This is a genomic window from Chryseobacterium sp. T20, assembly GCF_047345655.1.
GTDB lineage: Bacteria > Bacteroidota > Bacteroidia > Flavobacteriales > Weeksellaceae > Chryseobacterium.
This window is the reverse complement of record NZ_JBLFDU010000011.1, coordinates 102,206-127,665: the sequence shown is the minus strand read 5'-3', so window position 1 is coordinate 127,665 and position 25,460 is coordinate 102,206. Positions and strand designations below refer to the sequence as shown.

Below are 25,460 nucleotides of genomic sequence, written 5' to 3'. Positions count from 1 at the left end.
ATACCTTCATTAAAAAATAAAAACCTGCAGGATTCTGCAGGTTATATTTTAGTTTGAAAGTTTTATAGAATAAGAAGTTGTGACAAACTTTGTAGACTGGTAATTAGAATTACAAACTACTCCGGATAATCTGTAATTCTGATTTTTCGGAACCATGGTATATCCTATTTTACCTGCACCAATGGGAATCTTCTTGAAGAAACTGCCGCCGCTCACCATAAGGACCATATTACAAGGAGATTTATTTTCCACGGAAATAGAGGTCTTTGGATTTTTAGGATCATCACTGTTGAGAAGGTCATTAAGTACATCAGCTGTTTCCGGCTTATAAGTCTTCATAAGATCGTTATACTCTCTTTCTGTATTGGCTCTGTTCCCTGAATTGTTAGCAGGATAAGGGTAGGAGGTTCTTCCCGGATAGCCTCCATAATTGACATTACAGCTGGCAAGAATCAACGAAATTCCGGTAAGAACTAATAGTTTTTTCATCCTATTTTATTTTTTAACTTTTGTTTTTTCTGTGGCTTTTCCGTTATTGGCTCCTTTTGAGCAGATTTCAGTTCAATATTGGACGGTTTTGGATTGTCTACCGTTACAAATATACTTTTTTTAATGTCTTTCTGAGAGGAATATTTCATATCACAGATATTGCTGTTCAATGTATATGAGTCTTTCTTAAGTACAATGAAATTTTCTGCATGAGCAGGAACAGCAAGATTGTAAAACTCTTTTCCTTCTATCCGCAATACAATATTACAGTCAGAATTATTTTTGAATAGGAGAATCGCTTCATTACGGTGAATATCCTCATTAAACATTGCATTCAGTACTCTTACAGTTTTTGCCTTGTGTTCAGCAGAGGTTTCAGCAATAAGCTTTTTGAACTCTTCGGCATCGTCCGAATTAGGATTTCTCATTGCACCTTTAGGAATGTCTGCAATAACAGGTCTTGCTTCCATAGGTTTGGCTGTAAGTGCTCCCTTTGTCCATTCTGTGTTTTTTAAAGCAATAAGCTTTGGTTTCAGCACAGTCTTTTTAGGATCGTCAGGGTGTGCGTTCTTCAGGTATTCTTCGATTTCTTTGATATTTGTGCTTTTTAAAATGTCTTTACTGCTTTTCTGAGCCTGTGTAAAGTGGGGAATAAGAAATGTGAAGAATAAAATCGTTAAAAATTTTTTTTTCATCAAGTTTGTTTATTTCATCAGCTTATCCGGAATTTGATGTAAGTAATAGTTTTTCCTTTTGCTGAGAATAGCTCTTCGTAATACGTTTTGATGTCTCTCAAATGTTCCGTATTAGGATCATATTCTGGTGCACCATAGATATCATGGTGGGCAGAAATGATCTCATAACCTGCTCCCTGTAGATATCCAAGCGTGTATCCATGCAGGAATTCTGAATCGGTTTTCAGGTGAATGATGCCTCCTGGCTTCAGGAACTTTTTATATCGGTTTAAAAAATCCGGATGTGTTAATCTGTGTTTTGTTCTTTTGTATTTAATCTGTGGATCCGGGAATGTAATCCAGATTTCGTCTACTTCATTTTCAGCAAAGAAATAATCTACAAGTTCGATCTGAGTTCTCAAAAACGCTACATTAGTCATGTTGTTATCCACAGCTTCTTTAGCGCCAAACCAAAATCTGGCTCCTTTAATATCAACCCCGATGAAGTTTTTTTCAGGAAATGTTTTTGCAAGCCCTACAGAATATTCTCCTTTTCCACAGCCCAGTTCCAATACGATAGGATTATCATTTTTAAAAAAATTGTCTCTCCATTTTCCTTTAAGATCGAAACCGTTTAAAGCATCTTCTCTTGTTGGCTGGATTACATTCGGTAATATTTTGTTTTCTGCAAATCTTGCTAATTTATTCTTGCCCATTGAGTTATAAAATGAGTGCAAAAATAGTGAAAATTTATGGAGTCTCTATGTCTTTTGGTAGTAAAAGACAAGGGGATCATTTGTATTTAGTTTGTATTATTGACCTCCCAAGGCCACCATAATTGGTCTTTCAATTGTTTTTTGTGAAGCATATTGAGCCCCGCAAACCAGGCTGGTAAAAAGATATTGCCCTTTATCTATCACAATGGAACCTTCACCCTGAGCAGGAATAGCCAGTCTATATTTGGTCGTTCCTACACCTTCCATTCTTACAATGATGTTGCAATCTGATTTATTTCGAATCAAAACAATACATTCTTTAGCATTAGGATCATTATCAAATAGGGAATTTAAGATTTTTACAGTTCTGTTTTTATGTTCCACAGGGGAGACAGCCATCAGCATATTGAATTCTTCTGCTTCAGTATTAGGAATGGCAGCATTAGCATTGGCGTTTACAACGTATGTATTTTGAGCAGTACTTGGGGTAAACACTGTGGTAGATTGTTTCGCAGCCAGCTCAGCTTTGTATTTTGCAATTTGCTTTTGTTTGATGATGGCATTCATTTCATCAAAAGTAATTTTGGTAGAAGGTCTTCTCCTCAACATAGCAAGCATTTCCTGCATGTCTTTTACCTTTTGATCAGCAGGGTGTGCATTTTTGATGTACTCTTTCATCATTTCCATTACCCTGGGTTTCAAAACAGATCTTCGGGGATCATCAGGGTGAGCATCCCTTAAAAAGGCATTGATCTCATAGATATTCTTACTTTTTAAAATATCACTATAATCTTTCCCTTTCTTTTGGGCAGAAACCATAAAAAAGAACATACAGCCAAGAAGTAAAAGTACTTTTTTCATTAATTAATATTAAGTTAGAAATTTGGTGCTTCACTCTTAATTTGCGTTTTGGTTGCTTAGTTTTTTTATTTGATAACGAAATATCTGGTGTTTTTATTTTAAACACTTGTTTGTGAGATAAAATTAAACATATTTTTGAATATTGAGGAATAATTTGTTGCAAAATTTGAATAATTCATATTGTGAATACTTCTAGTAAAGCATAGCAGGTACTTTCATCTATGCAGCAAAAAAATAACCCATGTAATTACATGAGTTATAAAATATTTTGAATTATTTTTTTTGTCGAAATTTCTAGTTACCGCCTACAACTTCCTGAAGATGTGAGCTTCTGAGCCTTTTCTGATAAATAGGAAGATATTTTTCAATAGGAATTTTTACTGCTTCAAAGTTACCTGCTAATACGTAAGCCTGGATATTTTCGGAGGAATAAACAAACTGAAGGAAATTATCAATTAAGTTTTCCGGTATTTTAAACTTTATAAAATAATCTTTACCCAGATAATTTTTGATCTGTGCTACGGAGCTGTTCATCCTTTCATAGGCCTGGTAACGCTGTTTTTTCTTTCTTTCCCCGGAAAGAATATCATAAATACTTTCCAGGCTGAAGGTAAGTCCTCCATCTCGAAGTCCGGCAACAGGAAGTTCCGGTGGTGTTCCGTCTCCCTTGGGCTCAGGAAGACCAATTACTTTTTTAAGGGCATATGCTTTGTCTTCTTTTCTTAAAGAGTTGACGTCATATCGGAGGTTACCGGTAGGCTTGAACCTGCTGAGAACAATCTCTTGAATTTCGTAATAGGCGATTTTAAGCTCAACCAGATTTTTTTGCACCATGGATTGAGGAGTCAGCTTGATGTCTTTTCTTTCGGTCACAATAGAGGTAAAGCGGATGACATCCCCGGTATTGGCCGGGATATTAAAATTTCCATTGTAGTCCGTAAGAACGGTTTTCTGTGTATTCAGATTGGTGACATATACCTGATTGAGATATAAAATAGAGTTGTCTCTCAGAAATACCTCCCCGGAATATATTTGTGCATTAATTTTTGCCAGAAAAACCAATAGCAGTAGAGTAAACAGTTTCTTCATATAATGCGCAAAATTACATAGAAATAAAGCAATTCTGTGTAGTTAGATGAAGAATAGTGGTTAAAGTTATATTAAACTTTGGGATTAAATTGTTAAGGAGTGTTAGAAACTTGCCATTCATGTAAAAAACGAAACATTTACATAAAAAAAACGGAAGAAAGAAGTACTGAATTTTCAGTTGCTCTTTCTTCCGGCTTTCTGTTGTTATCTATGTTTTACAAGCAGCCAGCTTGTATGTTTTACCATAAGGCTGGAACCATATTCTGTCCAGGTGATGAAGTACCAGTAATTTGCTGTAGGAACATACCTGCCACCGATTCTTCCATCCCAGGTGTATCTGTTTTCAGGAGTACCTCTGAAGACTTCTGCACCATACCTGTCAAAGATCCGGAATACAAGATTATCATTCTTCATTAAAGAAGAATAGTCGATGACTTCATTATGACCATCTCCATTCGGAGTAATGGTATTGATCAGGTTAATAATGGCAAATGGTTTTTTAACATCCGCACACATTTTAGAGTCTCTTACAAATATGTTGTGGGCTCCTCTGGGTACATTATAGAAGACATTGGAACTCTGCCATACCACGCCATCTAAAGAATATTCATATGGAGGTGTACCACCGCTCGCCCCAACTTTTACAGTTGTTCCATCAATTTCAATAGAGGTTATGATAGGAAGAGGTAATTCTGTAACGTTTACATATTGCTTGTACACACAGCCATTGGAGGTAAGCTCAACCCAATAACTTCCGGGAGCAACATTCGTAATGGAAGGAGTGGTCGCTCCGGTGCTCCATAAGTATTTTTCAAAACCAGGTCCTGCATTAAGTGTAGTAGTAGTTTTTGGACAAATTGCCTTGTCTTTTAAAATGTCTGATTTCTTAGGAACTTTAATGTTGATTTTCAGAGTACCTACCTCAGGACAAACTCCATTTTTTTCAAAACGGATATAATAAGTCTGTGAAGTAGTAATGTTAACAGGGGATGAAACTGCGTTCACATTATTCTGAGCATCAGCTAAAGTTGCATGAAAAGTGAAAGTAACATTTGGATCTAATGTAAACTGAGGAATAAACTGAGCTAAGTTGACACTTTTTATTCCGTCCAAATCATCATCACAGGTGCTTTCTGTAACGGTTTTTGTAATCAATGTTATTTTTGCTCCGATACTAAATTGTAAAGGTTTGATCACAGAAGCACATCCATCCGGAGAATCTACCCTTATGTAAATGGTTGTAGTTGCTGTATAGCTCCAGTTGTTAGGGAGCGTATTATTATTCCCTGCATTGGCATCTGCTAAATTTGCATAATATCTTACATTCGTAAAGTAATTCGGATTATTAAGAACAATAGGGGTGATATTGGAAAGCACTACAGTAACTGTTCCATCCAGGTTATCATCACAGAAGGTACCATTGTAGTTATCCAGTACAATAGCTTTATTAAAAAGTGATAATGTTATTTGTGCAATATTTTTGCATCCAATATTGTCATTCACAACCGCATATATTATTGTTCCGTTAGTTGCGGTATAGGCCGTTGTATTAGTTATTAGTGCTGCGGCATTTTCATTCTGAGCATCCAAAAGGGTAGGGTAATAAGTAATAGTAACAGGTGAGTTACTGGTAATATTTGCTGTCGTCAGGTTGAAGGTTCCCTGCCCGTTGATATCACAAGCAAATAATGTTGCATTCATTACGGTTAGAGCCTGAATATTCATCGTAACGGTTATCGTTTCACAATCTGGAAAGTCTGGATCATCTCCACAGAATGTATAGGAGAACGTATCAGTTCCTGACGTTCCGGTAGTATTTACAGTATAAGTAATAACACCTGTAGTAGGGTTTATAACAGCTGTACCCAATGAAGGTGTTGTTGTAATAGCTACCGTGCTTGGAACGGGAGTTTGTGGTGAACCGCTGAATGCTGGGATTATCGTTTTAGAATTACATGCAGTGTATGAGGTACTGGATATTTTTGTACAATTCAGAACTTTAAATTGTTCAGTAACCAAAGGTGCACAACTTCCCATTGTTACAGAGCATGTATAATATCCTGGTAATGTAGGAGTGATTGATGAAGTGGTAGCTCCTGGAACAATAACCCCGTTTCTATACCATTGATAGGTATCATAAATAAAAGGATCTACAGTAAGACTCATTCCTGGAATACAGCCGCCTCCGGATTGTAAAATAACAGGTTGTGTAGGAAAACCGGCAAAAAAGCCTCCATATCCTACAGCATCACTGCCGGCAGTAATACCAGCCATAATTGCTCTATTTGAAACTATAGTAATTGTACCTGTTACATCGGGAATACCATAAGTAACCCAATTCGTTGTACCTGTCATATTGTAAGGGCCGGTTATTGCAGGAGGATTAGCTCCATTTACTGTAATAGTAGCGCCACGTTCTGTAATGATGTTAAGTTTTGTAGGTATATTCAGCACTCCTCCGGGATTACCAATGGAATGAACAAAATTTTCATTAATAAGTCCAAGTTCATTAATTTGCTTTGGCAGGTAACAGTTCAAAGCAGGAATATAATTAAATCCACCGGTAGCCGTTTCATTTCCTGCATTTGAAACTCCTGCTAAAATTTGGTAGACATAAGCATTTTTTGATGTTTTGAGATATAAGTTATAATGTCCGTTACCTTGAAGGATATATTTTGAGTCAGGAATGACAAAATATTTTCCTGCATTGAGGGTTGCTATAGGTGGAATTTCATTGTTTACAAAAATTTGAGTATTATCTTCAGTAGCAATTACAATAGCCCCTTCCATATGGGAGCCAATAGAACCGTTACCTTTTACAAGGGCAAATTCATTTCCAAGCCTGTTGACAGGTACTGCCTGATCCATTAAAATATCTGAACCAGCTGGATGATTTCCTGCATATTGACCATTAAAATTTCCATTGGTTACATTCACAGGTTTGTTTGAAGTAATCTTTGCGCCAATGAAACCATTAAAGTTTTCTGCTATGTTACCGATACCGTCAATAATGTAGGATTGCCCTTTATTTAAAGTAAATGTTAATGTCGGGTTGGTTGTTCCATTCAGTCCATTTGAAAACTGAACAGTAGGACTGTAGCCGGAAACGGTAACAGTTGTATTATCTTCAGTTGCCAATACGCTGGTCATGAAATTCAGAATGGGGTTGCTCACAGTAATAGGAGCTGTGGCTGCATAAAACTTAAGCCCAGTGGAAGAAATTCCTTTGGAAGTAATAATTTCTCCATGGTTGAATACTGAGAATCTTAAATTGGCGTAAAAAGGGAATTCTGCCTTAAGGTATAATCCTTTGGTTGTAGGGGTAAATAAATCGGCCTGCAGTTTGGTAATAATATAAGTCCTTAATACATCAAATTTCTGAGGGTTATTTTTACTGATATTTACTGTTCCAATCAGAACATTATTATTGTAAATGCTTACAGGAAAAGGAGTTGTTCTGTTAGTAGATAAATAAAGTTTCTGATAAGGATTGGGAGCGCCTGTTCTGTCTATCATTGGAGCAAACCAATGCTCCCGGTCCAACTGGGCAAAAGCAAAGGTGAAAGTACAAAGCATAAACAGAAAACATAAAATTTTTTTCATTCAGCGGTGGTCTTTATCACAAATTTAGTGATAAAAAGTATTAAATTATTGAAAATAGAATAAAAAAATATGATTTTGAAAAGGTGGTTAAACAAAATTTAAATTTATATTATTTTTTTTGTTTTTAACATAATATAATAAGCGGATTTAATTGAAAGTCTAAAAAAAATGAGCCACGATCATCTGATCGCGGCTCATTAAATATAGTTTTAAACTAATTATTACTCTCTGTTTTTAACAAGAATCCAACCTGTATATTTTATTGGAGTCTTTTCTTTGTTGGACTCATTCCAACTGATATGATACCAGTATGTTCCTGTTCCTAATTTTTTATCAAAGTGTTTTCCATCCCATCTGTAGTTGTTGAATCTATTTCCGGTGAACACCATGTTTCCATATCTGTCATACACTACAAAGCTTAGATTTTCTTTATAAGCCAGTTCACTGTAATCTATATAATCATTTACATTATCTCCATTAGGTGTAATGGCATTTAATAGATTAGGAATGGTAACTTCCACAGCAATAGGAGTACAGTTATAAACATCTTTTACATAGAAAGTGTGCTGTCCTCTTGTTAAACCTGTGAAGGTGCTTGAATCCTGCCAGTTTGCAGTTCCATCAACTGCATATTTGTAAGGAGCTTTACCACCGCTTACAATTACAGTTGCTGTATTATTATTGATCTCAATGGTTTGAATTACTGGATCTTCAACTTTTTTAACTTTTACAGTCTGTGTAAGGAAACATCCATTCTTACCAAGAATTACAGTGTATTCTCCAACACCTATGTCTCTGATACCTGAAGAGGTAGCTCCAGTGCTCCATTGGTATGAATCATATCCAGGACCAGCGTCCAGGTTAGTTTTCGCATCCATACAGATATACTGATCTACAAGGATTGGAGATTTTTTAATTGGTAGTACAATTAATTCAATTTTGGCATTTGCCGTACATCCTTCAGCAGTTGTTACTTTCACATATACAAATCCTCCTGTTGAAGGGAAGTTGGTTGGTGTTGTGATTTCATTGATTCCTGCAGTAAGATCATTCAGGGTGCGGTAGTATTTTTTTGTAACAGCATTATAGTCCGTTACTTTTGCTTTTGTAAGGTCAAAATAAGCATAAGGATCCACATCGTACCAACAAGCCTTAATGGAAGCATCGGTTACGATGAATGGTACTACAGTAAGGTTTAATGTCACTTGCTCACAATCTGTAAATTCAACTGAGTTTCCACAGAATTTATAGATGATTTTGTCTGGTCCTAAATATCCAGGATTAGGTGTATAAGTGATGGTTCCGTTTGGATTCACTACAGCTGTTCCTTTCGTAGGAGGGGTTAAAATTACTACTGTACTTGGAACCACAGTTTGAGTGGAAGAAGTAAACGTAGGGGTAATAATTTTAGTAGAACAAGCATTAAGTGCTTGTGTTGTTTCTTTTAAACAAGTTTGTACTTTATAGATAGGCGTTGTCACAGGAGGACATGTTCCCATTGTTACCTTTACTGTATAATTTCCTGATTGTGTAGGAGTGTATGTATAACTTGTAGCACCTGGAATGGCAACTCCGTCACGGAACCACTGATATGTTTCATATCCATCGTCTACCTCAAGAACGATTCCCGGAACACACTCACCTGTCTTTTTCGCAATGACAGGGATTGATGAGAATCCGGCAAAGTACCCTCCGTATCCTGCAGAACTATATCCTCCGTTGATACCTGCTGTTACAGCTTTTGTAGAGGTAATCTTAATATTTCCGGATACACTGTTGATTCCGTAGGTAACCCAGTTGGCATTTCCAGCCAATGGATAAGGTCCGGCTTCAGGCAAAAGAGGAGCATCATTTAACATGACAGTAGCACCAGCCTCTGTTAAGATGTTTAATTTTACGACCAGGTCACTTGTTGTTGTGCTGGCTCCTCCTACTCCAAGAGGCATCTCATTAATCTTTCCGATCTCATCAATTTTTCTTGGAAGAAAACAGTTTAATGGCGGGATGTAGTTGAATCCATTGGTTGCATCACTTTGCAAAACTCCGATAAACTGATATAAATATACATTTTTGGTAGTGGAAATGAACATGTTTGAATGTCCTGATGTCCCCTGAGCAACATAGCTGGTTTCGTTAATTCTATACCATTCTCCGGAAGCAAGTGTTGCAACGGAAGTACCACCACCATTTAAATAGACTTCAGTATTATCTTCGGTAGCAACAATAAGACCTCCTTCCATGTTTAAGCTAGGTTGAGTAGATCTTGTTTTTACCATTGCAAAAGTATTACCAAGTCTGTCAACCGGAACAGATTGATCAAGAACCGGATCACTTCCTGTTGTTGAAGCTGAGAAGTTGGCATTACAGCTTCCATTGGTAAGGGTTACTGGCTTTGTTGCAACTATTTTGGCGCCAATAAAACCCGTTTTGTTTCCGGACTGAGAGCCAGATCCTGCAAGAATGAAAGATTGTCCTTTTTGTAAAGTAAAGGTCTGAGTATTTCCAGTTGGGCTACCGTTAATAAAAACTACTCCGGCAGTTGGGTTCCATGATACTGTTACATTCGTGTTGTCTTCCGTAGCAAGGACACCTGCTGTAAAATTCTGAATACTACTGGTATTGGTATTAGGAGCGGCAGCAACGAAAAATGTTTTCCCGATTCCAGCCTTTCCTTTACTGGTAATGACTTCCCCGTGAACACTCTGAGCTAGTCTTAAACTGCAGTAAAAAGGTTTGACGGCTTTTAAATAAAGCCCTTTGTTACCCACAATGAATGCATCGGTAGATGTTCCTGTGGAAATAAGGCTATTGGTAACCTTATAGGTTTGTGGATTACCTTTACTGATTGTAACGGTAGTAACCACAGCATTGTTGTTGTAAATGGTTACATCAAAAGGAGTGTCTGAATCAGTAGAAAGGTATATCATATTGTTATACCCTCCAACACTGTCATAATAAGGAGCAATCCAATGCTCGGTATCCCTTTGTGCAAAGAGTGTATTAATTGTCAAAAAAATTAATACCAAACTGAGTAGAAATCTTTTCATGTGTATGGAATTAGGATTTCTACAAAAATAAAATAAAAAATGAAATACTTTTAATAAAATTTAAATAAATGTTAAAAAATCGTCTTTGATATTTAATTAAAAGCCATCTTGAATATGAAACTGGTAATTGAATATTGTACCCAGTCTATGTAATTATCTTTCAGTATTTCCTGGAGAAAATTTTCTCTATTTGAATTGTTTAAAATCTTATTGGTTTTACCTCCGGATAATAGGTTTACGTAATAAGTATAGCAGAAGTAATATAAAAATAAAAATCCCGGTGAATTTCACCGGGATTCTATATTTTTTGAAACAGTTAGCTTATAGGCTTACTCTTACAAATCCTGTTACTTTTAGGTCTGCGTTTACAGATTTTACGTAATCAGCAACTGAGATACTTCCGTCTTTAATGAAATCCTGGTGTACCAAAGTGTTGTCTTTGTAGAATCTCTGCATTTTACCTTTCAAGATGTTGTCGATAATGTTTGCAGGCTTACCTTCTTCAGTAAGTTTGTGTCTTTCGATCTCTAACTCTCTGTCGATAGTTTCCTGAGAAACTGCAGTTTCGTCAAGAGCAATTGGGTTCATTGCAGCAACCTGCATAGAAACAGCTTTAGCAGCTTCTTCAGCTCCGTCTACTTTAGCAGAAAGAGAAGTGATAGCAGCGATTTTGTTTCCAGCGTGGATGTAAGCTCCTAAGAAATCTCCCTGGATTCTTTCGAAAGATCCGATTTCAATTTTCTCACCGATAACTCCTGTTTGCTCAACTAATTTCTCAGCAACAGTGATTCCGTGGAAATCTGTAGCTAAAAGCTCTTCTTTAGTAGCAGCGAAGATAGCCATTTCAGCTAATTCGTAAGCTAGCTCAACGAAAGCTTCGTTTTTAGCAACGAAGTCAGTTTCACAATTTAAAGAAATTACAGCACCTAAAGTGTTGTCTTCGTTTACTCTTGCGATTACTGCCCCTTCTGTAGACTCTCTGTCAGCTCTGTTAGCAGCAACTTTTTGTCCTTTTTTTCTAAGGATATCTACCGCTTTTTCGAAGTCTCCTTCAGCTTCAACTAGAGCTTTCTTGCAGTCCATCATACCTGCACCTGTTTGGTTTCTTAATTTAGCTACGTCTGCAGCAACTGGTGTATAAGACATAATATCTATTATTTTTTATTTAAGATTAGTATTAATTTTTAGCTTAATTTTAGAGCAGTGCAAAGATAATGATTTTAATGATAAACTAAAAAATGACTTTTCACGTTATTAATATATTTAATATTATTTTAAAGGTTTGATTAATGAAAAAAATCTTCTTCCTTCTATTTATATGCATTTTTGCTCTAGGTTTTTCTCAAAAAAAGAAAAAAACAAAATCTAAAGCTGTTGTTGAAAAAGAAACTGTAATTATCTATACTGAACAGGAAGCTGAGATTTCAAAAGAGGCAAGAGTCATTGCCGGATTTTTGAAACAGAACCCTGGTCATGCTAAAACAGACTATTTTAAAAGAAAGCTGATTGATATTATTATGGCAGATAATTCTCCGGAAGCAAAGCCTACAATTAGACCAATTAGTAAAGAGAAAATTGAAAATATTGTAAAAAATAATGAACTGAATAGTGGTAAAACCCTTGCTGCAAATAAAACAAACACAGTAAACGGTAAAGCTGTGTCTAATAATACTGCAGCTGCTATTGAAGCTTTAAAAGAAGAAAGAAGAACTACTTTTGCATCGGTGGGCTCCGCAGGTACAGCAAAAACAGCAGGAACATCTAAAGCTGAACCGAGTGAGGAAGGGAAAAGGAGAGCAGCAATGCTTACTCATCTTTTTAATAATGATGTCAACAAAAGTGAAGCTTATATCAATATCAAGAACAGATCAGCCTGTAATCTTATTGTTAAGATCAGTGGAAAAAAATATTATAATCTAACGGTTCCGGCAAAAGGGGAAAATTTTATTCTCGTAGATAAAGGAGAATATGTAATGACTACCTCAGTATGCGATGCCAAGTATTCTGCTTTGAAGAAAATTACTCAGGATATTGAAATTGCCCTGAATGTTGCGGAATAGAATAAGAAAGAAGAAAACTAAAGAAAAAAGGTTAAGAGGAAATTCTTAACCTTTTATTTTTTATCCTTTAAACTGACCCATTGCAATGAATTTGTCCTGTCTTTGGGTTTCAAGCTCCTGTCCTGTAAATTTGGAAAAAGCCTTGATATTTTGTAAAATTGAATTTTTCAAGTTCAAATAAGTTGTTTCCTGATCATAATGAGCACCTCCAAGTGGTTCCTCAATGATTCCGTCAATGAACTTTTCTCTTAAAGCATCTGCCGGAGTAAGATTCAATGCATTGGCTGCATCTTCTTTGTGATCCCAGTTTCTCCATAAGATAGAAGAACAGCTTTCTGGTGCAATTACTGTATACCACGTGTTTTCCAACATATATACTTTATTTCCAACACCTATTCCTAATGCTCCACCACTGGCACCTTCTCCGATGATGTAAGTGAAGATTGGAGTTTTCAGCTGAACCATTTCAAAAATATTTCTTGCAATAGCTTCTCCTTGTCCTCTTTCTTCAGCTTCCAATCCAGGATAAGCTCCCGGTGTATCTACTAAAGTTACTACAGGGATATTAAACTTTTCAGCAAGCTTCATTAATCTTAAAGCTTTTCTGTATCCTTCCGGATTTGGCATTCCAAATCTTCTGTGCTGTCTTTCTTTAGTCGTTCTTCCTTTTTGAGTCCCTATGATCATTACTTTCTGACCATCAAGGGTAATCAATCCTCCAATCATTGCCGGATCATCAGCGAAATTTCTGTCTCCATGAAGTTCTAAGAAACTGCCTTTGTCTGCCATTCCGTTGATGTAGTCCAGTGTATAAGGACGATCCGGGTGACGGGACAGTTGTACTCTTTGCCAAGGTGTAAGATTTGAATAGATTTCTTTTTTCTTTTCTAGAATCTTATCCTCAATCTGGCTGCATGCTAATTTTACATCAACACCACTTTCTTCTCCTACTAAAGAACACGTCTGGTATTGGTCCATCAATTCTTTGATAGGAAGTTCGAAACTTAAATATTCCATTTCTTGAAGTAAATTAAATCTTTCAAATGTATGAAAAATTATGGTTATTCTATTTAAAATTATTTATAGCATTGTTTATTCTGGAGGTACTTTCCTCTTTACCAAGGGTTTCCAGAATGTCTGGAACATCTGGTCCTTTCAGTTCTCCTACTAAAGATAATCGTAACGGCATCATTACTTTACCCATTCCTAATCCTTTGTTTTCAGCAAAATCATGCATGGTTTGCTTTAATGTTTCAGCCACGAAGTCTGTCGCTTCAAATGCAGCAGCCAATTCTCCTAAAATTGCTGATGTTTCTTCATTCCATGCTTTTTTTGAGGCCTTTTCATCATATGAAGTAGGAGCTTCAAAGAAGAATTTTCCACTCTCATAGATGTCTTTCGGGAAAGTGGCTCTTTCTTTCATCAGTTGAATTACTTTCAATAGCTTTTCATCAGAAGCACCGGAAAGATCAAGATCTGTATTCTTAAGGATCTGAAGAAGTTCTTCATCAGACTTCATCTGAATATATTGATGGTTGAACCATTCAGATTTTTCTTTGCTGAATCTTGCCCCTGCTTTATGTACTTTATGAAGATCGAATTCCTTGATCATTTCATCCAAAGGAAGTATTTCTTTATCATCTGCAGGAGACCAGCCTAATAATGCCACCATGTTGATGAAAGCATCAGGAAGATATCCGTTTTCTCTGTATCCTTTAGAAATTACACCTGTAGCAGGATCTTTGAAGTCAAGAGGGAATACCGGGAATCCGAATTTATCTCCATCTCTTTTGCTTAATTTTCCTTTTCCTTCTGGTTTTAAAATTAAAGAAAGGTGTGCAAACTGTGGTGCTTCCCACTGCATTGCTTCATATAATAATGTATGAAGCCCCAAAGATGGAAGCCATTCTTCACCACGGATGACGTGTGAGATTTCCATTTCATGATCATCAATGATATTCGCAAAATGGTAAGTCGGCATTCCGTCATTCTTTACCAGAACTTTATCATCTAAAGTATTGGTATTGACTGAAAATTTTCCACGAATAATGTCTTCAAGGTTTAATACTCTGTCAACAGGCATTTTAAATCTTACGACATAAGGCGTTTTTTCATCCAATAATTTTTGGACTTCTTCTTCAGAAAGGGCAAGACTGTTTCTTAAACGGTTTCTTGTTTTATTATCATAAGAGAAAACATCACCTTTCGCTTCGTACTCAGAACGTATTGCATCCAGTTCTTCTGCTGTATCAAAAGCAATGTATGCATAATCTGTTTTTAGGATCTGTTCTGTATATCTGTCGTAGATGTCTCTTCTTTCAGACTGTCTGTAAGGAGCAAATTTTCCTCCTTTTTTAGGACTTTCATCAGGAATGATTCCGCACCATTCTAAAGCTTCTTCAATATATTCTTCAGCTCCCTCTACATATCTGGCTGTATCTGTATCTTCAATTCTCAATACAAATTCTCCCCCTTGATTTTTAGCAAAAAGATAATCATATAATGCGGTTCTTACGCCTCCCAAATGTAATGGTCCTGTAGGACTTGGAGCAAAACGTACTCTTACTTTCTCCATTTCAATTTTAATTTTTGCAAATTTACTTAAAATTATGCGTTTAAGAGATGATTTCTGACCGTGTATTGATTTTTTGATCCCGACTTTTTTATTTATTTCTATAGATTTTCTATAAATGCGGTTTTAAAACTCCCAATCTTATATTTCTTATAATATTTTTTTTACTCATGATTATAACCTATAAAATGTAGTTGTGAAAAATGAATTCATAAACAATAAGCGTTGTGTTTAATGCAGACATTCTTTTGTGAATGTTTGTACGTTTGTTTTTATAATTTGTATTGTTTAATTAAATCACAATTAAGGGATTGTTTGGTCTTTTATTCATGGTGTTTTAAGGATATATTAAAATCACTAATTAATGATATATGTCAGTTGTTGTTTTTATATTTCACCTGATATTGAAGTTTATATTTGTTGAAAATTTTAGAATAATACTATGAAAAAACAAATTTTATTTAGCTTCAGTGCAGCGCTGTTGCTTTTCATGGGGTCATGTTCTTCAGATGATCTGAATAACGAATCTACTCTTGATAGTCCGGCAAAAACTAATCGTTTGTCAGCGGCGAAATTTGCAGGTGACGGTGTTTATGATGTCTTAGGACACGGTTTTAATGCTGCTGGGGAATATGCCAATGCTAATTCTGCAGGGTTTAAAGTAATTGATATTGATCGTTTCAAATCTGAACAGGCTGCAAGATTGCTCTCTGAAAATACAAATACACAGCAGTATCTTGAAGAATATGGAGAAAATGCAGAAACCTATTCTAAAATGGTTTCTACAAAAGTAGATGTTACTGCAGGAATTCCTTTGTTTAAAAAAACAGTATCTGTAGGGTTTAATTCTGCTGTTACAACCAACCATAAATTTGATGCCAAATACATTTATGGCAGTTACAACCTTATTATTAAGCAAAAAAGATTAAGATTCAATGCTACCACAGATATGTTAGCAGATTATGTAACTCCGGAATTTACCCAGGATCTGCAAACGAAAACTCCGCAGCAGATTGTAGAGGATTATGGAACCCACGTTATGATTGATATTTATACCGGAGCTAAAATGGATATCATGTTCCAGTCTGAAACAAGTAACGAAAGCCGTGACCGTGCTGCCAGAATTGGAGTAAAAGTGGGGGTGAAATCTATCTTTGATGTAGATGTAACCAATGATGTGAATACTTCGGAATCATCTATGAATTACTCTAAGAAATTATCCTACAGAACAAGAGGAGGAGATCCTTCAAAAGGTTTGGTTGGAGAACTGAATCTTGATCAGAATACTCCAAAAATTAATATTGCAAACTGGCAAAGCAGTTCTACACCTAGCAATTCTGTATTGGTAGAATTTGGAAATAACGGCCTTGTTCCTATCTATAATCTGGTAAAAGATGTGACAAAAAAAGCTCAGCTTAAGGCCTATGTAGATCAGTATTTAATTGATAACCAAATTTCATTGGAGTATAATACTACAATGCTATATGGCTACCAAAATCAGGCAGACAGTAATCATTATTTCACTTTCAATACAAACCTTCAGCCATCTTCTTACTGGACTAATGAAGGACCAACATTTAAAGTTTTTCAGTACAAAGCACCGGATACAGTTCCTATTTACTGCTATAAAAGTACTTCAGGAGCAGATCATTACTTTACACAGGCTAGTACGTTACAACCATCTTCTTATTGGAATGTTTATATGGGGGTAGCATTCTATGCTTATAAAACTCCGGGAGCTGGAAGAATTCCTGTTTACAGCTATAAAGCTAAAAACGGATCTGATCATTATCTTTCAGTGTCACCTAATTTAGGTCCTGTGAACTATTGGAGTATCAGAGAAGGTATTGCTTTCTATATTCCAGCTAATTAATTTTTGGATTTATATAAATCAATTTGGTTATACATTATGAGTGGAGTCGGTAATTCTGGCTCCACTTTTTACTTATCAATAAAGAGCGATTGGGTTTGGTGTGAGAATAGTAGTTATAATTGATTATTGTTTTATTTCTCTAATTCGTGATGTTTCAACTTTTTATTAATAGAGTTTTAAACGATTATTAAATTCACTGATTAATGATATATGTCATTCTGATATTGTTTTTTCACTTAGCGTTGAATATTATATTTGCAGAAACTTTTTAATAATCTATGAAAAAACAAATTGTATTTTGCTTCAGTAGTCTACTGATGCTTTTTATGAGTTCATGTTCTTCTGAAGATCTTAACTCAGAGGTAACGCCTGAAAGCCCGGCGGCAAAGGCTAATAATAGAATGTCTGCAGCCAAATTTGCAGGTGACGGAATTTATGATGTCTTAGGACATGGCTTTAATGCTTCAGGAGAATATGCTAATGCTAATTCTGCAGGATTTAAAGTAGTTGATATCGATCGTTTCAAAGTAGAGCAGGCGGCAAGACTGGTTTCTGAAAATACCAACACTCAGGAGTATGTTGAAGAATATGGAGAGAATGCAGAAACTTATTCAAAAATGGTATCTACAAAAGTAGATGTGACTGCTGGAATCCCTCTATTTAAAAAAACAGTTTCAGTAGGATTTAATTCTGCCGTTACTACCAATCATAAATTTGATGCCAAGTATATTTATGGCAGTTACAATCTTTTGATCAAGCAGAAAAGAGTAAGATTTAATGCTACAACAGACATGTTGGCTGATTATATTACACCTGAATTCGCTCAGGATTTACAGGTAAAATCACCACAACAAATTGTACAGGATTATGGGACTCACGTAATGGTTGATATTTATACCGGGGCAAAAATGGATATCTTATTCCAGTCTGAAACAAGAAATGAAAGTCGTGACCGTGCTGCCAGAATTGGAGTGAAAGTAGGGGTGAAGTCTATCTTTGATGTAGATGTAACCAATGATGTGAATACTTCGGAATCATCTATGAACTATTCTAAAAAATTATCTTACAGAACAAGAGGAGGAGATCCTTCAAAAGGTCTGATTGGGGAACTTAATCTTGATCAGAACACTCCGAAGATCAATATAGCAAACTGGCAGAACAGTTCTACACCCAATAATTCTGTATTGGTAGATTTTGGAAATAACGGGTTAGTATTTATTTTTGATCTGGTAAAAGATCCTGCTAAAAAAGCAGAACTTAAATCTTACGTTATCCAATACCTTATCGATAATAAAGTAATGCTGGATTATATTCCGGTTCCAATTTATGGTTTTTATAGTGGTTCAGATAGAGATCATCTGCTTTCTACATGGGCTGGAACTCCTAATAATTATCAGGCGGAAGGGGAGCAGTTTAAAGCGTATAGCTATAAAGCACCCAATACAGTTCCTGTTTATCAGTTCTATAGTGCAAATGACAGGGATCATTATTATTCCACGCATCAGGGAACACCATGGAATTATGCCTATGAAGGAATTGCTTTCTATGCAACAATGGATAGCACAAAAAGACCTATTTATCAATTCTACAGTGGTAGTGACAGAGATCATTACTACAGTACTTATCCGGGAACACCTAATAACTATGTTGCTGAAGGAATTCCTTTTTACGCTTATTAACTAAATAATATTAATATTTTACAACAAAGAAACCGTCTCAATTTTGAGACGGTTTCTTTTATATGATAAAGAAAAAGATATCAATTGTGAAAAATTTTATTAGCAATATTAATTTGAGACTAATGTTTTCTAGGTTCTTGTAGTTAAAAAACTACTTTCTTCTAGTTAAAAATGTATTTTTGTAGCGTATTAGTTTAGTTTATCAATGAAAAAGCACTTTGTTTTTATCAGAAACCTGTCTCAGAAACTACAGAAATAAGATCATAATACTTTTGTCACTGTCATTGAGAAGGGTTGAAACTAAATAATTTAACTTACTAACAAATGAAAATTATTTTCCACGAAAATCAATTATGCTATAGGGGGACTTCCAATGCTCTTTTTGATTATGCTTATTATAATGAGGAAATGCTTGGTAACGAGTCGATGATTCTTTATCCTAAAAATAGTCCGAATAATGCTGAAGAAGCTATTGAACGTTTTAAAAAAAGGTTTAACGTTGTTGGATATAGTGATATCAAGGAAAGGGATGAAATCATTAAAAAGGCGAATGCAGATCTTTTCTATGCGATAAAATCAGGAGAAAGAGAAACAGATACTCCTCATGATCTTATTAAAACAGCTATTCATGCGGTTTTTAAATATAACGAACCCTATGGAGATGTTTATGCTTATGTTTCTGAGTGGCTGGCCAAAACGATGAGTGGTGGAAAGCTTCCTTTTGTTCCCCACATTGTAGATCTTCCTGAGGTGAGTGGTGATCTTCGTGCTGAGTTGAATATTCCGAAAGATGCAGTGGTATTTGCAAGATATGGAGGAACTGAAACTTTTGATATTGGTTTTGTAATGGAAGCCGTAAAGAAAACAGCTCTGAAGAATAAAAATATATACTTTGTTTTTATGGGAACTGATGAATTTGTAAAGAGAAATTTTTTCAGATCTTACAAAAATATTATTTTCCTTCCACCGACAACTGATGTAGAAAGAAAGGTGAAATTTATTAATACTTCTGATGCATTCTTACATGCCCGAACGCAAGGAGAGAGTTTCGGAATGGCTGTAGGTGAGTTTTCTATTAAAAATAAACCTATTCTAACATGGTCCGGTTCTGATGAGAAATCACATCTTGAGATTCTGGGAGATAAAGCTATTGTGTACAAAGACAAACAGGATATCATGCAAATCCTGAAGAACTTTCAACCGGATGCAGGTAAAAACTGGGATTGTTACTCAGAACTTTTCAATCCACGTGTAGTTATGGAGAAATTTGAAAATGTTTTTATCAAATAAAATAGTAAAGGCTAATGTTGTTACATTAGCCTTTTATTTTGGTCTGAAAGAATTAAAAAAGACTTCTAATTCTCATCTTTATTTTTTTTGTGAAAGATAAATTCAGATTGAGTTTTTGCTGAGGATATTTCTTTGAAAAGGAAAGAATAAATTCATCAATGTTTTTTGCAGGGAAAAAGGAAAGCTCTTTCCAAATGCCCTTATATAAAGGGTGAAAGTCTATAAATGACTTATAATTGTCAGCATTCACCGTTTTCCAGGAATTTAAAAACGTTGAGGTGTCAAAATCATTTTTATGCCCCCAGTTATTGATCTTTTCTGAAATTTCACTTTCTTCCCGTGCCCATGACTGATGTATTAAATAAAAATCCAAAGGAAGAATTCTACCTTTATTTGTATTTCTTGCATATTCATAGTGAGGATAGTTTGTAATAAGCATACATTTTTCATCAAAAGGAGTAATCACAAAAAAACCTTCAGTATTATGTTTGAATAATGTCACAAAATTTACCTGAAAATTAAAAGGATTTTTAGCCGGATTCTTTAGTAAAAATTTATTCCCTTTCAAAAACTTTGCTAATACTCCGAAGTCATAAGCATATTCATCTCCATCCATTTGGATATGCCATCCGCCAGAGCCCATTTTTTCCGCCATCATGTTTCTTTGTCTGGTCTCCAGCTCCATTGGCTGCATCCCATCAATGAAAAAAGTGTCTTTATAAAAGATGATTTTATTCTGAGTATCCAATTTTTTGATATCACTGAAAACACTTTCTGGAATATGAATATCATTTCCTGCCCATGTCTTATTATTGGCATCATAGCTTATGACGATACAGTCCGCATGCTCATAAATATGTTTAAGAGATGTAAAGATGTAACAGTAATCATAAGATAGAAGATATCCTACTTTAATAATATTTTTTTTACTCATTTTTTATTTTATCTAAATTGGAATAAAGACCGTCTAATATACCTTTTATGTAAGCTTTCGCCATGGAAAATTTTCTTTTTTTAAGTGCTTTCCTTGCGAACTTCCATCGTTCTTTGGTCACATATTTTAAATTCCCGCCATACAGCCTGCACATCCAGATTCTGTTTCTGGTGATATAATACTCATAAAAACTGCCTTTGTCGCTGGCAAGATTGAAAGCTTCACATTGTGTATTGACCGCAATTTTCCATTGGGTGTTTTTAAGAAGACGCAGGCACCATTCAGACTCTTCATAATACATGAAAAAGCTGGTGTTCATTAAGCCTACATCATCCAATATTTCTTTTCTGAACATCAAGGCGCTTCCATCTACATATTTTATATTGTAGTTATAATGAGGAGCATTTACATGGTTTTTATCCTGTTCAGAATTGGTGTGTCCTCCCTGAAAACCTTCTTCAGGGAATAACAGCCCACCGTCTGAGAATATTCTGTCCCGAATATTTCTGTAGCAGATTCTTGGGCCAATGATTCCAATATCTGGAAATTCTTTTAAATCATTATATAACTGACTGATTGTGCTACGGGATATTTCAATGTCCGGATTTAATAATAAAAAATAATTCTTACCATCTTCAATTGCTTTTTTAATGGCTAAATTATTACCGAAAGCATAGCCACCATTATAATCACTTAAAATATAGTTGATTTGCTTTTGTGTGCCAAGTTTCTCTATTTCTTTTCTGTCTTTTGAATGATTATCTACGACATAAATAGATTGTTGCGAAATGCCTTCGTTTAATAATGAATTAACCTCTCGCTGGGTATCCTCAAAAGAATTGTAATTCAGTATGATAATGGCCAGGTCATCCATTAGTGTAAAATCTTTTTCCATTTTTCAATTGCTTTTTCTTCAGAAAAATTATTTTTAAAATATTCCTCAGCCTGTATTTTCATATCCTGATAATAAGATTGATCTTGCAGCAAAGACATGATCTGATCTTTAAAAATTTCAGGATGATCACTTACCAGGCAACCATTTGATGTTTTTGCAGGGAAGCCGTCGATTGCTCTTTCTGTTCCCACAATAGGAAGTCCGTAAGATAGCGCTTCTATGACTTTAATTTTGATACCGGTACCCTCCAGCATTGGACAAATTGCAATTTTTGAGTGGTGGTAATATTCTTCCAGACTTTCTATAAATTCTATTAAGGTAACACCTTCTCTTTCTTTAATATGCTTGCAAATTCTCCCGATAATTACAATGTTGATATTGGGAGGAAGCAATGGATATACATGATCAAAAAACCACTGGATGGATTGTATATTGAAAATGTTTTCAGACCCTACGAAAATCAGATCATATTTTTTGCCACCATCACTTTTTTCGAAATGAGATGGGAAAGAAGGAGGTATATTGATTACTTTTTCACCTAAAAATCTTTTAAAAACAAGGTTTTCATCTTCTGATATGGTGATTACTTTATCAAACTTTGAAAGATTATTGATTTCCTCATTGAAACGTTTTCCAATATCTAATGATTTGTTTTTGTAGAACTCATTGAGGGTAATCCAATCATGGGTATCTATGATTTTTAAAGTATTTTTCATAGATTCATGATCAACTAATCCTGCCCAGAATTCATAATTGATGATGATGGCATCATATTTTTCCTTATTGAAGATATCAGAAAATTCCTGCTTGGCAAAATCTGTCAATAAGTGATTATACTCATTAGGCTTTTTATAAAATTTTGATATTTTGTGCTTCCAATACGCGGAAGATGTTTTTACTTTTAATGGTCTGTGTTTGATTAAGAACAGATTATCAACAATATTCTGATCAATATCTGTAGTATCGTTTTGGCTCTTATAAATCTCAGCAGATCCTACCAGATCAATGTGATATCCCATTTTCTTTAAAACAGTAAGGATTGTTTTTGCTCTCGTTGTATTTCCTGCTCTGTTTGAAAATGGATTTTCAGGAAAAAAAAATAGAATTTTTTTGGTCATTATAAAGATGTAATGGCGGAATTAAATTTGTTGATGATGGTATCCCATGAATAGTTTTTTAAAACATAATCTCTTGCTTTGATGCCTTCAGAAACAAGATCATCCTGTGACTGTTGCATGTAAAACGTTAATGCCTGGGAAAATTCTGTACTGTTTGTAAAGCTTTTTCCGGTTTTACTCTTTTCAATATGAGAATACAAAACCTCACAGTTTTTATTTACAATGATAGGGATTTTCAGTAACATAGCCTCTAAGGTAATCAATGACAGACTTTCATAGAATGAGGGCATTATAAGTGCGCTGGCATTCTCCAGTAAAGCATTTTTGAGGTCGTGGTCTACAAATCCGGTCAGGATAATGTCATCTCCCTGAGTTATTTTTTCCTCAAGAGAATTTTTGCCTACCAAAACGAGCTTTACATCTCGATATTCAGGATGTTTTTCTTTGAAATCTTTAAAATATTCAATCATCATGACACAACCTTTGTCTTCAACAATTCTTCCAATATAAATAAAGTATTTGGTCTGATAAAGATCCTTAGGTAGTTCACCCGATGCTGCATCATAATCATCAAAACCAATTCCTGCAATTTCTGATTTTAACTTTTGTGCGGGAGGATAAACGCTTTCTACAAAATCTTTTTCAATCTGTGTATTGTACATGATGAATTTTGGAAGAGAAAACAATTGAGAATAGCCATCAAGATAAAACTGAGGCTCATCGTGGGCCGTTGGAATGAGAATACTTTTGTCAGCAACTTCTCTGATTCCTATGTTGGTTGGGTGATATAAATAGGTAAAGAAAATAAAAGCCTTATAATCTTCTTTTTTCTCTTTTATAAACTGAATTAAATCCGGGGAAAATGGTCCCTGTACTTCTAACCATTCATTGAAATTAAAGTCTTTTTTGTTGTATTTGAATCTTTTATAAAGCAAATAAGGGAAGTTTAAAAAGCTTAGCTTTCTGCTATAATATTTATATAAGTTCCGAGCTGTTTTACTTAGCTCACTAAATCTTTTTAAATCCTTTTTTAAAGTTTTAAATCTTCTTACTTTAATATCATTGATGATTTCAACGCCTTCCGGATAGTGGTTATCCCAACGTTCGAATTCTATAGCACAGGTTGTAATAATTTCAATATCATAGAGAGCAGACAATTTTTCAGCTAATAATCTTGCGTGAAGTTCCGCACCTCCGTTGATCTCCAGCCCATATCTTTGGACTACTATTGCAATTTTGTCTTTCATCTGAAATATGATAAGCTCATTTGTAAATATAACGATTCGTCCATAAGCTGACGAACCAGAACATTAACCAATAAAATTATTTTCTGCCTTTTTTGAAGAAAGCATTGACTTTCTTTCTGATTTTATTATAAAGAGTTCGCTCAAGATAATGAACTCTGGAATTTAATCTTTCGATTTCGCTTAAATAGAAAACATTATTGACATCACTACCTCCGGTGCTTTCTTTTTTACCAAAACCATCAATGAAATTCAATCTGATTTTGAATAGCTCTCCGATAGATTGAATAGAAAAATTCTCAGCAATTTGTGATTTTGCCTTTTCTCTCATCGAAGTCAGGCTGTCAAAATTGTTTTTGATATACTGGAGTTTTTCAACAGCATCTTTCAGGCTAGGCTTGGCAAGTGTTAAACCTTCGTCAATCAGTCCTTTTGTATTGGATGTTTTGATGAAATCATACTGAATAAGAAAGCTGTTATTTACATTCATAAAATCCAGATTCCCGGAATAACCTGTTCCGACAACAATTTTTCCATAGGCCATGGCTTCTGCCATCGTCAGGCCGAAACCTTCTGAACCGTGGAGAGAAATCAGAACATCAGACTGCTGAATCAGAGAATGTAGTTTTTCCTTTGAAAAATGCTCGTTAATGATGATAACGTTCGGAATATTTTGGTAAGCTTCCAGGGCTTTTTGAGCATCTTTGCTTCTTTCAAGATTATGCGTTTTCACGATAAGAACACTGTTTTTATCTTCTTTGAAAACTGTTGTGAAAGCTTCCAGCGTAGCTTCCGGATTTTTTCTGATAGTGGTACTCAGAGAATCGAAAATCGTTAGATAGATCTTTGAATCCGGAGAAATATTATATTGGCTAAGCTCAAAATCCTTAGACTCTGTCATTTTTTGGATCGGATGAGAAAATCTGATCACAGGAATTCCGGTATACTTTGTAAAGATATTCACACAGAAATCACTTGGTACCCACAGCTCATCAAAGACATTTAATATCTCAACAACCTTCTCAGAAACTTCAGGAAATTCCCAGGCCCAGTAAATAATATTATAATGATCCTTAAGATTCAGATCCTGATTCTTAGAAAAGAAATTGTTGATGAAATTGATGTTAATATGGAAAACATTAATGGAAGATGATGATTCGGAGTCCGAATCAATTCTTTCAAAAGTTTCACTGGAATAATTAATCCGGTTTACTTTGATACCAATTGCTTCTAATGCTAAAGCATTTAATCTGGTAGCTTCGGAAATTCCAAAATTTCCATCAAAAAAACCGTGGTAATTTACACTTAATGACATG

19 protein-coding genes are annotated in these 25,460 nt (G+C 35.1%); 4 read left to right on the top strand and 15 right to left on the bottom strand.

Annotated features, from left to right (window positions below):
- Positions 1-48: 48 nt before the first annotated feature.
- The 8 genes from ACMA47_RS20530 to tsf all read right to left on the bottom strand — a co-directional run bounded on the left by ACMA47_RS20530 (position 49) and on the right by tsf (position 11,625).
- A complete protein-coding gene (locus ACMA47_RS20530; RefSeq protein ID WP_413931272.1) occupies positions 49-489 on the bottom strand; it encodes a DUF6759 domain-containing protein in 441 nt (146 codons plus the stop codon).
- Entirely contained in the window at positions 486-1,184 is a 699-nt protein-coding gene (locus ACMA47_RS20525; protein ID WP_413931271.1) for a DUF6759 domain-containing protein, read from the bottom strand. Before ACMA47_RS20525 ends, ACMA47_RS20530 begins: the two co-directional genes overlap by 4 nt.
- Before the next feature lie 17 nt (positions 1,185-1,201).
- Positions 1,202-1,879 carry a tRNA (guanosine(46)-N7)-methyltransferase TrmB gene (gene trmB, locus ACMA47_RS20520; RefSeq protein WP_034692928.1) on the bottom strand — a complete coding sequence of 226 codons (678 nt, stop codon included), beginning with the start codon at positions 1,877-1,879 and terminating at the stop codon, positions 1,202-1,204.
- A 96-nt stretch (positions 1,880-1,975) separates the two neighbouring features.
- Positions 1,976-2,740, bottom strand: a complete 765-nt coding sequence (locus ACMA47_RS20515) for a DUF6759 domain-containing protein (RefSeq protein ID WP_413931269.1) — start codon at positions 2,738-2,740, stop codon at positions 1,976-1,978.
- 294 nt (positions 2,741-3,034) lie between these two features.
- The gene (locus ACMA47_RS20510; RefSeq protein WP_413931268.1) at positions 3,035-3,829 is read right to left on the bottom strand and encodes a hypothetical protein; all 795 of its coding nucleotides are present in this window, start codon (positions 3,827-3,829) and stop codon (positions 3,035-3,037) included.
- Between the two features lie 204 nt (positions 3,830-4,033).
- The gene (locus tag ACMA47_RS20505; RefSeq protein ID WP_413931267.1) at positions 4,034-7,432 is read right to left on the bottom strand and encodes a T9SS type B sorting domain-containing protein; all 3,399 of its coding nucleotides are present in this window, start codon (positions 7,430-7,432) and stop codon (positions 4,034-4,036) included.
- A 221-nt stretch (positions 7,433-7,653) separates the two neighbouring features.
- On the bottom strand, positions 7,654-10,479 hold the full coding sequence (locus ACMA47_RS20500) for a gliding motility-associated C-terminal domain-containing protein (protein WP_413931266.1): 2,826 nt from the start codon (positions 10,477-10,479) through the stop codon (positions 7,654-7,656).
- Positions 10,480-10,800: 321 nt separating this feature from the next.
- Positions 10,801-11,625 (bottom strand): translation elongation factor Ts, encoded by an 825-nt coding sequence (tsf, locus tag ACMA47_RS20495; RefSeq protein WP_034692936.1) that lies wholly within the window; start codon positions 11,623-11,625, stop codon positions 10,801-10,803.
- Positions 11,626-11,768: 143 nt separating this feature from the next.
- Here tsf and ACMA47_RS20490 point away from each other — a divergent pair, with 143 nt between their 5' ends.
- Positions 11,769-12,539 (top strand): DUF6759 domain-containing protein, encoded by a 771-nt coding sequence (locus ACMA47_RS20490; RefSeq protein ID WP_413931265.1) that lies wholly within the window; start codon positions 11,769-11,771, stop codon positions 12,537-12,539.
- 60 nt (positions 12,540-12,599) lie between these two features.
- Here the strand turns inward: ACMA47_RS20490 and ACMA47_RS20485 are convergent, their stop codons facing one another.
- Together ACMA47_RS20485 and gltX are read right to left on the bottom strand one after the other, a co-directional pair.
- Complete coding sequence (locus ACMA47_RS20485) at positions 12,600-13,556, bottom strand: acetyl-CoA carboxylase carboxyltransferase subunit alpha (RefSeq protein WP_047435651.1); 957 nt, start codon at positions 13,554-13,556, stop codon at positions 12,600-12,602.
- A 49-nt stretch (positions 13,557-13,605) separates the two neighbouring features.
- Positions 13,606-15,114 (bottom strand): glutamate--tRNA ligase, encoded by a 1,509-nt coding sequence (gene gltX, locus ACMA47_RS20480; RefSeq protein ID WP_413931264.1) that lies wholly within the window; start codon positions 15,112-15,114, stop codon positions 13,606-13,608.
- A 439-nt stretch (positions 15,115-15,553) separates the two neighbouring features.
- Between gltX and ACMA47_RS20475 the strand changes: the two genes are divergently transcribed.
- From ACMA47_RS20475 to ACMA47_RS20465, 3 genes are all read left to right on the top strand, one after another.
- Entirely contained in the window at positions 15,554-16,984 is a 1,431-nt protein-coding gene (locus ACMA47_RS20475; RefSeq protein ID WP_413931263.1) for an MAC/perforin domain-containing protein, read from the top strand.
- 278 nt (positions 16,985-17,262) lie between these two features.
- Positions 17,263-18,663: an MAC/perforin domain-containing protein gene (locus ACMA47_RS20470; RefSeq protein WP_413931262.1), complete on the top strand. Its 1,401-nt coding sequence runs from the start codon at positions 17,263-17,265 to the stop codon at positions 18,661-18,663.
- A gap of 324 nt (positions 18,664-18,987) precedes the next feature.
- On the top strand, positions 18,988-19,953 hold the full coding sequence (locus ACMA47_RS20465) for a hypothetical protein (RefSeq protein ID WP_413931261.1): 966 nt from the start codon (positions 18,988-18,990) through the stop codon (positions 19,951-19,953).
- 52 nt (positions 19,954-20,005) lie between these two features.
- Here the strand turns inward: ACMA47_RS20465 and ACMA47_RS20460 are convergent, their stop codons facing one another.
- From ACMA47_RS20460 to ACMA47_RS20440, 5 genes are all read right to left on the bottom strand, one after another.
- Positions 20,006-20,887: a hypothetical protein gene (locus tag ACMA47_RS20460; RefSeq protein WP_413931260.1), complete on the bottom strand. Its 882-nt coding sequence runs from the start codon at positions 20,885-20,887 to the stop codon at positions 20,006-20,008.
- On the bottom strand, positions 20,880-21,782 hold the full coding sequence (locus ACMA47_RS20455; protein ID WP_413931259.1) for a glycosyltransferase family 2 protein: 903 nt from the start codon (positions 21,780-21,782) through the stop codon (positions 20,880-20,882). The genes ACMA47_RS20460 and ACMA47_RS20455 overlap by 8 nt, the downstream gene beginning before the upstream one ends.
- Positions 21,761-22,900: a glycosyltransferase family 4 protein gene (locus tag ACMA47_RS20450; RefSeq protein ID WP_413931258.1), complete on the bottom strand. Its 1,140-nt coding sequence runs from the start codon at positions 22,898-22,900 to the stop codon at positions 21,761-21,763. Before ACMA47_RS20450 ends, ACMA47_RS20455 begins: the two co-directional genes overlap by 22 nt.
- The gene (locus tag ACMA47_RS20445; protein ID WP_413931257.1) at positions 22,900-24,147 is read right to left on the bottom strand and encodes a glycosyltransferase family 4 protein; all 1,248 of its coding nucleotides are present in this window, start codon (positions 24,145-24,147) and stop codon (positions 22,900-22,902) included. Before ACMA47_RS20445 ends, ACMA47_RS20450 begins: the two co-directional genes overlap by 1 nt.
- Positions 24,148-24,223: 76 nt before the next feature.
- On the bottom strand, positions 24,224-25,459 hold the full coding sequence (locus ACMA47_RS20440; RefSeq protein ID WP_413931256.1) for a glycosyltransferase: 1,236 nt from the start codon (positions 25,457-25,459) through the stop codon (positions 24,224-24,226).
- Position 25,460: the final 1 nt, after the last annotated feature.

Coding starts and splice junctions, on each gene's coding strand:
- ACMA47_RS20475 (WP_413931263.1), top strand. CDS start 15,554: ATGAAAAAACAAATTTTATTTAGCTTCAGTGCAGCGCTGTTGCTTTTC.
- ACMA47_RS20515 (WP_413931269.1), bottom strand. CDS start 2,740: ATGAAAAAAGTACTTTTACTTCTTGGCTGTATGTTCTTTTTTATGGTT.
- gltX (WP_413931264.1), bottom strand. CDS start 15,114: ATGGAGAAAGTAAGAGTACGTTTTGCTCCAAGTCCTACAGGACCATTA.
- ACMA47_RS20490 (WP_413931265.1), top strand. CDS start 11,769: ATGAAAAAAATCTTCTTCCTTCTATTTATATGCATTTTTGCTCTAGGT.
- ACMA47_RS20470 (WP_413931262.1), top strand. CDS start 17,263: ATGAAAAAACAAATTGTATTTTGCTTCAGTAGTCTACTGATGCTTTTT.
- ACMA47_RS20455 (WP_413931259.1), bottom strand. CDS start 21,782: ATGGAAAAAGATTTTACACTAATGGATGACCTGGCCATTATCATACTG.
- ACMA47_RS20485 (WP_047435651.1), bottom strand. CDS start 13,556: ATGGAATATTTAAGTTTCGAACTTCCTATCAAAGAATTGATGGACCAA.
- ACMA47_RS20530 (WP_413931272.1), bottom strand. CDS start 489: ATGAAAAAACTATTAGTTCTTACCGGAATTTCGTTGATTCTTGCCAGC.
- ACMA47_RS20505 (WP_413931267.1), bottom strand. CDS start 7,432: ATGAAAAAAATTTTATGTTTTCTGTTTATGCTTTGTACTTTCACCTTT.
- ACMA47_RS20440 (WP_413931256.1), bottom strand. CDS start 25,459: ATGTCATTAAGTGTAAATTACCACGGTTTTTTTGATGGAAATTTTGGA.
- ACMA47_RS20450 (WP_413931258.1), bottom strand. CDS start 22,900: ATGACCAAAAAAATTCTATTTTTTTTTCCTGAAAATCCATTTTCAAAC.
- tsf (WP_034692936.1), bottom strand. CDS start 11,625: ATGTCTTATACACCAGTTGCTGCAGACGTAGCTAAATTAAGAAACCAA.
- ACMA47_RS20525 (WP_413931271.1), bottom strand. CDS start 1,184: ATGAAAAAAAAATTTTTAACGATTTTATTCTTCACATTTCTTATTCCC.
- ACMA47_RS20510 (WP_413931268.1), bottom strand. CDS start 3,829: ATGAAGAAACTGTTTACTCTACTGCTATTGGTTTTTCTGGCAAAAATT.
- ACMA47_RS20500 (WP_413931266.1), bottom strand. CDS start 10,479: ATGAAAAGATTTCTACTCAGTTTGGTATTAATTTTTTTGACAATTAAT.
- ACMA47_RS20460 (WP_413931260.1), bottom strand. CDS start 20,887: ATGAGTAAAAAAAATATTATTAAAGTAGGATATCTTCTATCTTATGAT.
- trmB (WP_034692928.1), bottom strand. CDS start 1,879: ATGGGCAAGAATAAATTAGCAAGATTTGCAGAAAACAAAATATTACCG.
- ACMA47_RS20445 (WP_413931257.1), bottom strand. CDS start 24,147: ATGAAAGACAAAATTGCAATAGTAGTCCAAAGATATGGGCTGGAGATC.
- ACMA47_RS20465 (WP_413931261.1), top strand. CDS start 18,988: ATGAAAATTATTTTCCACGAAAATCAATTATGCTATAGGGGGACTTCC.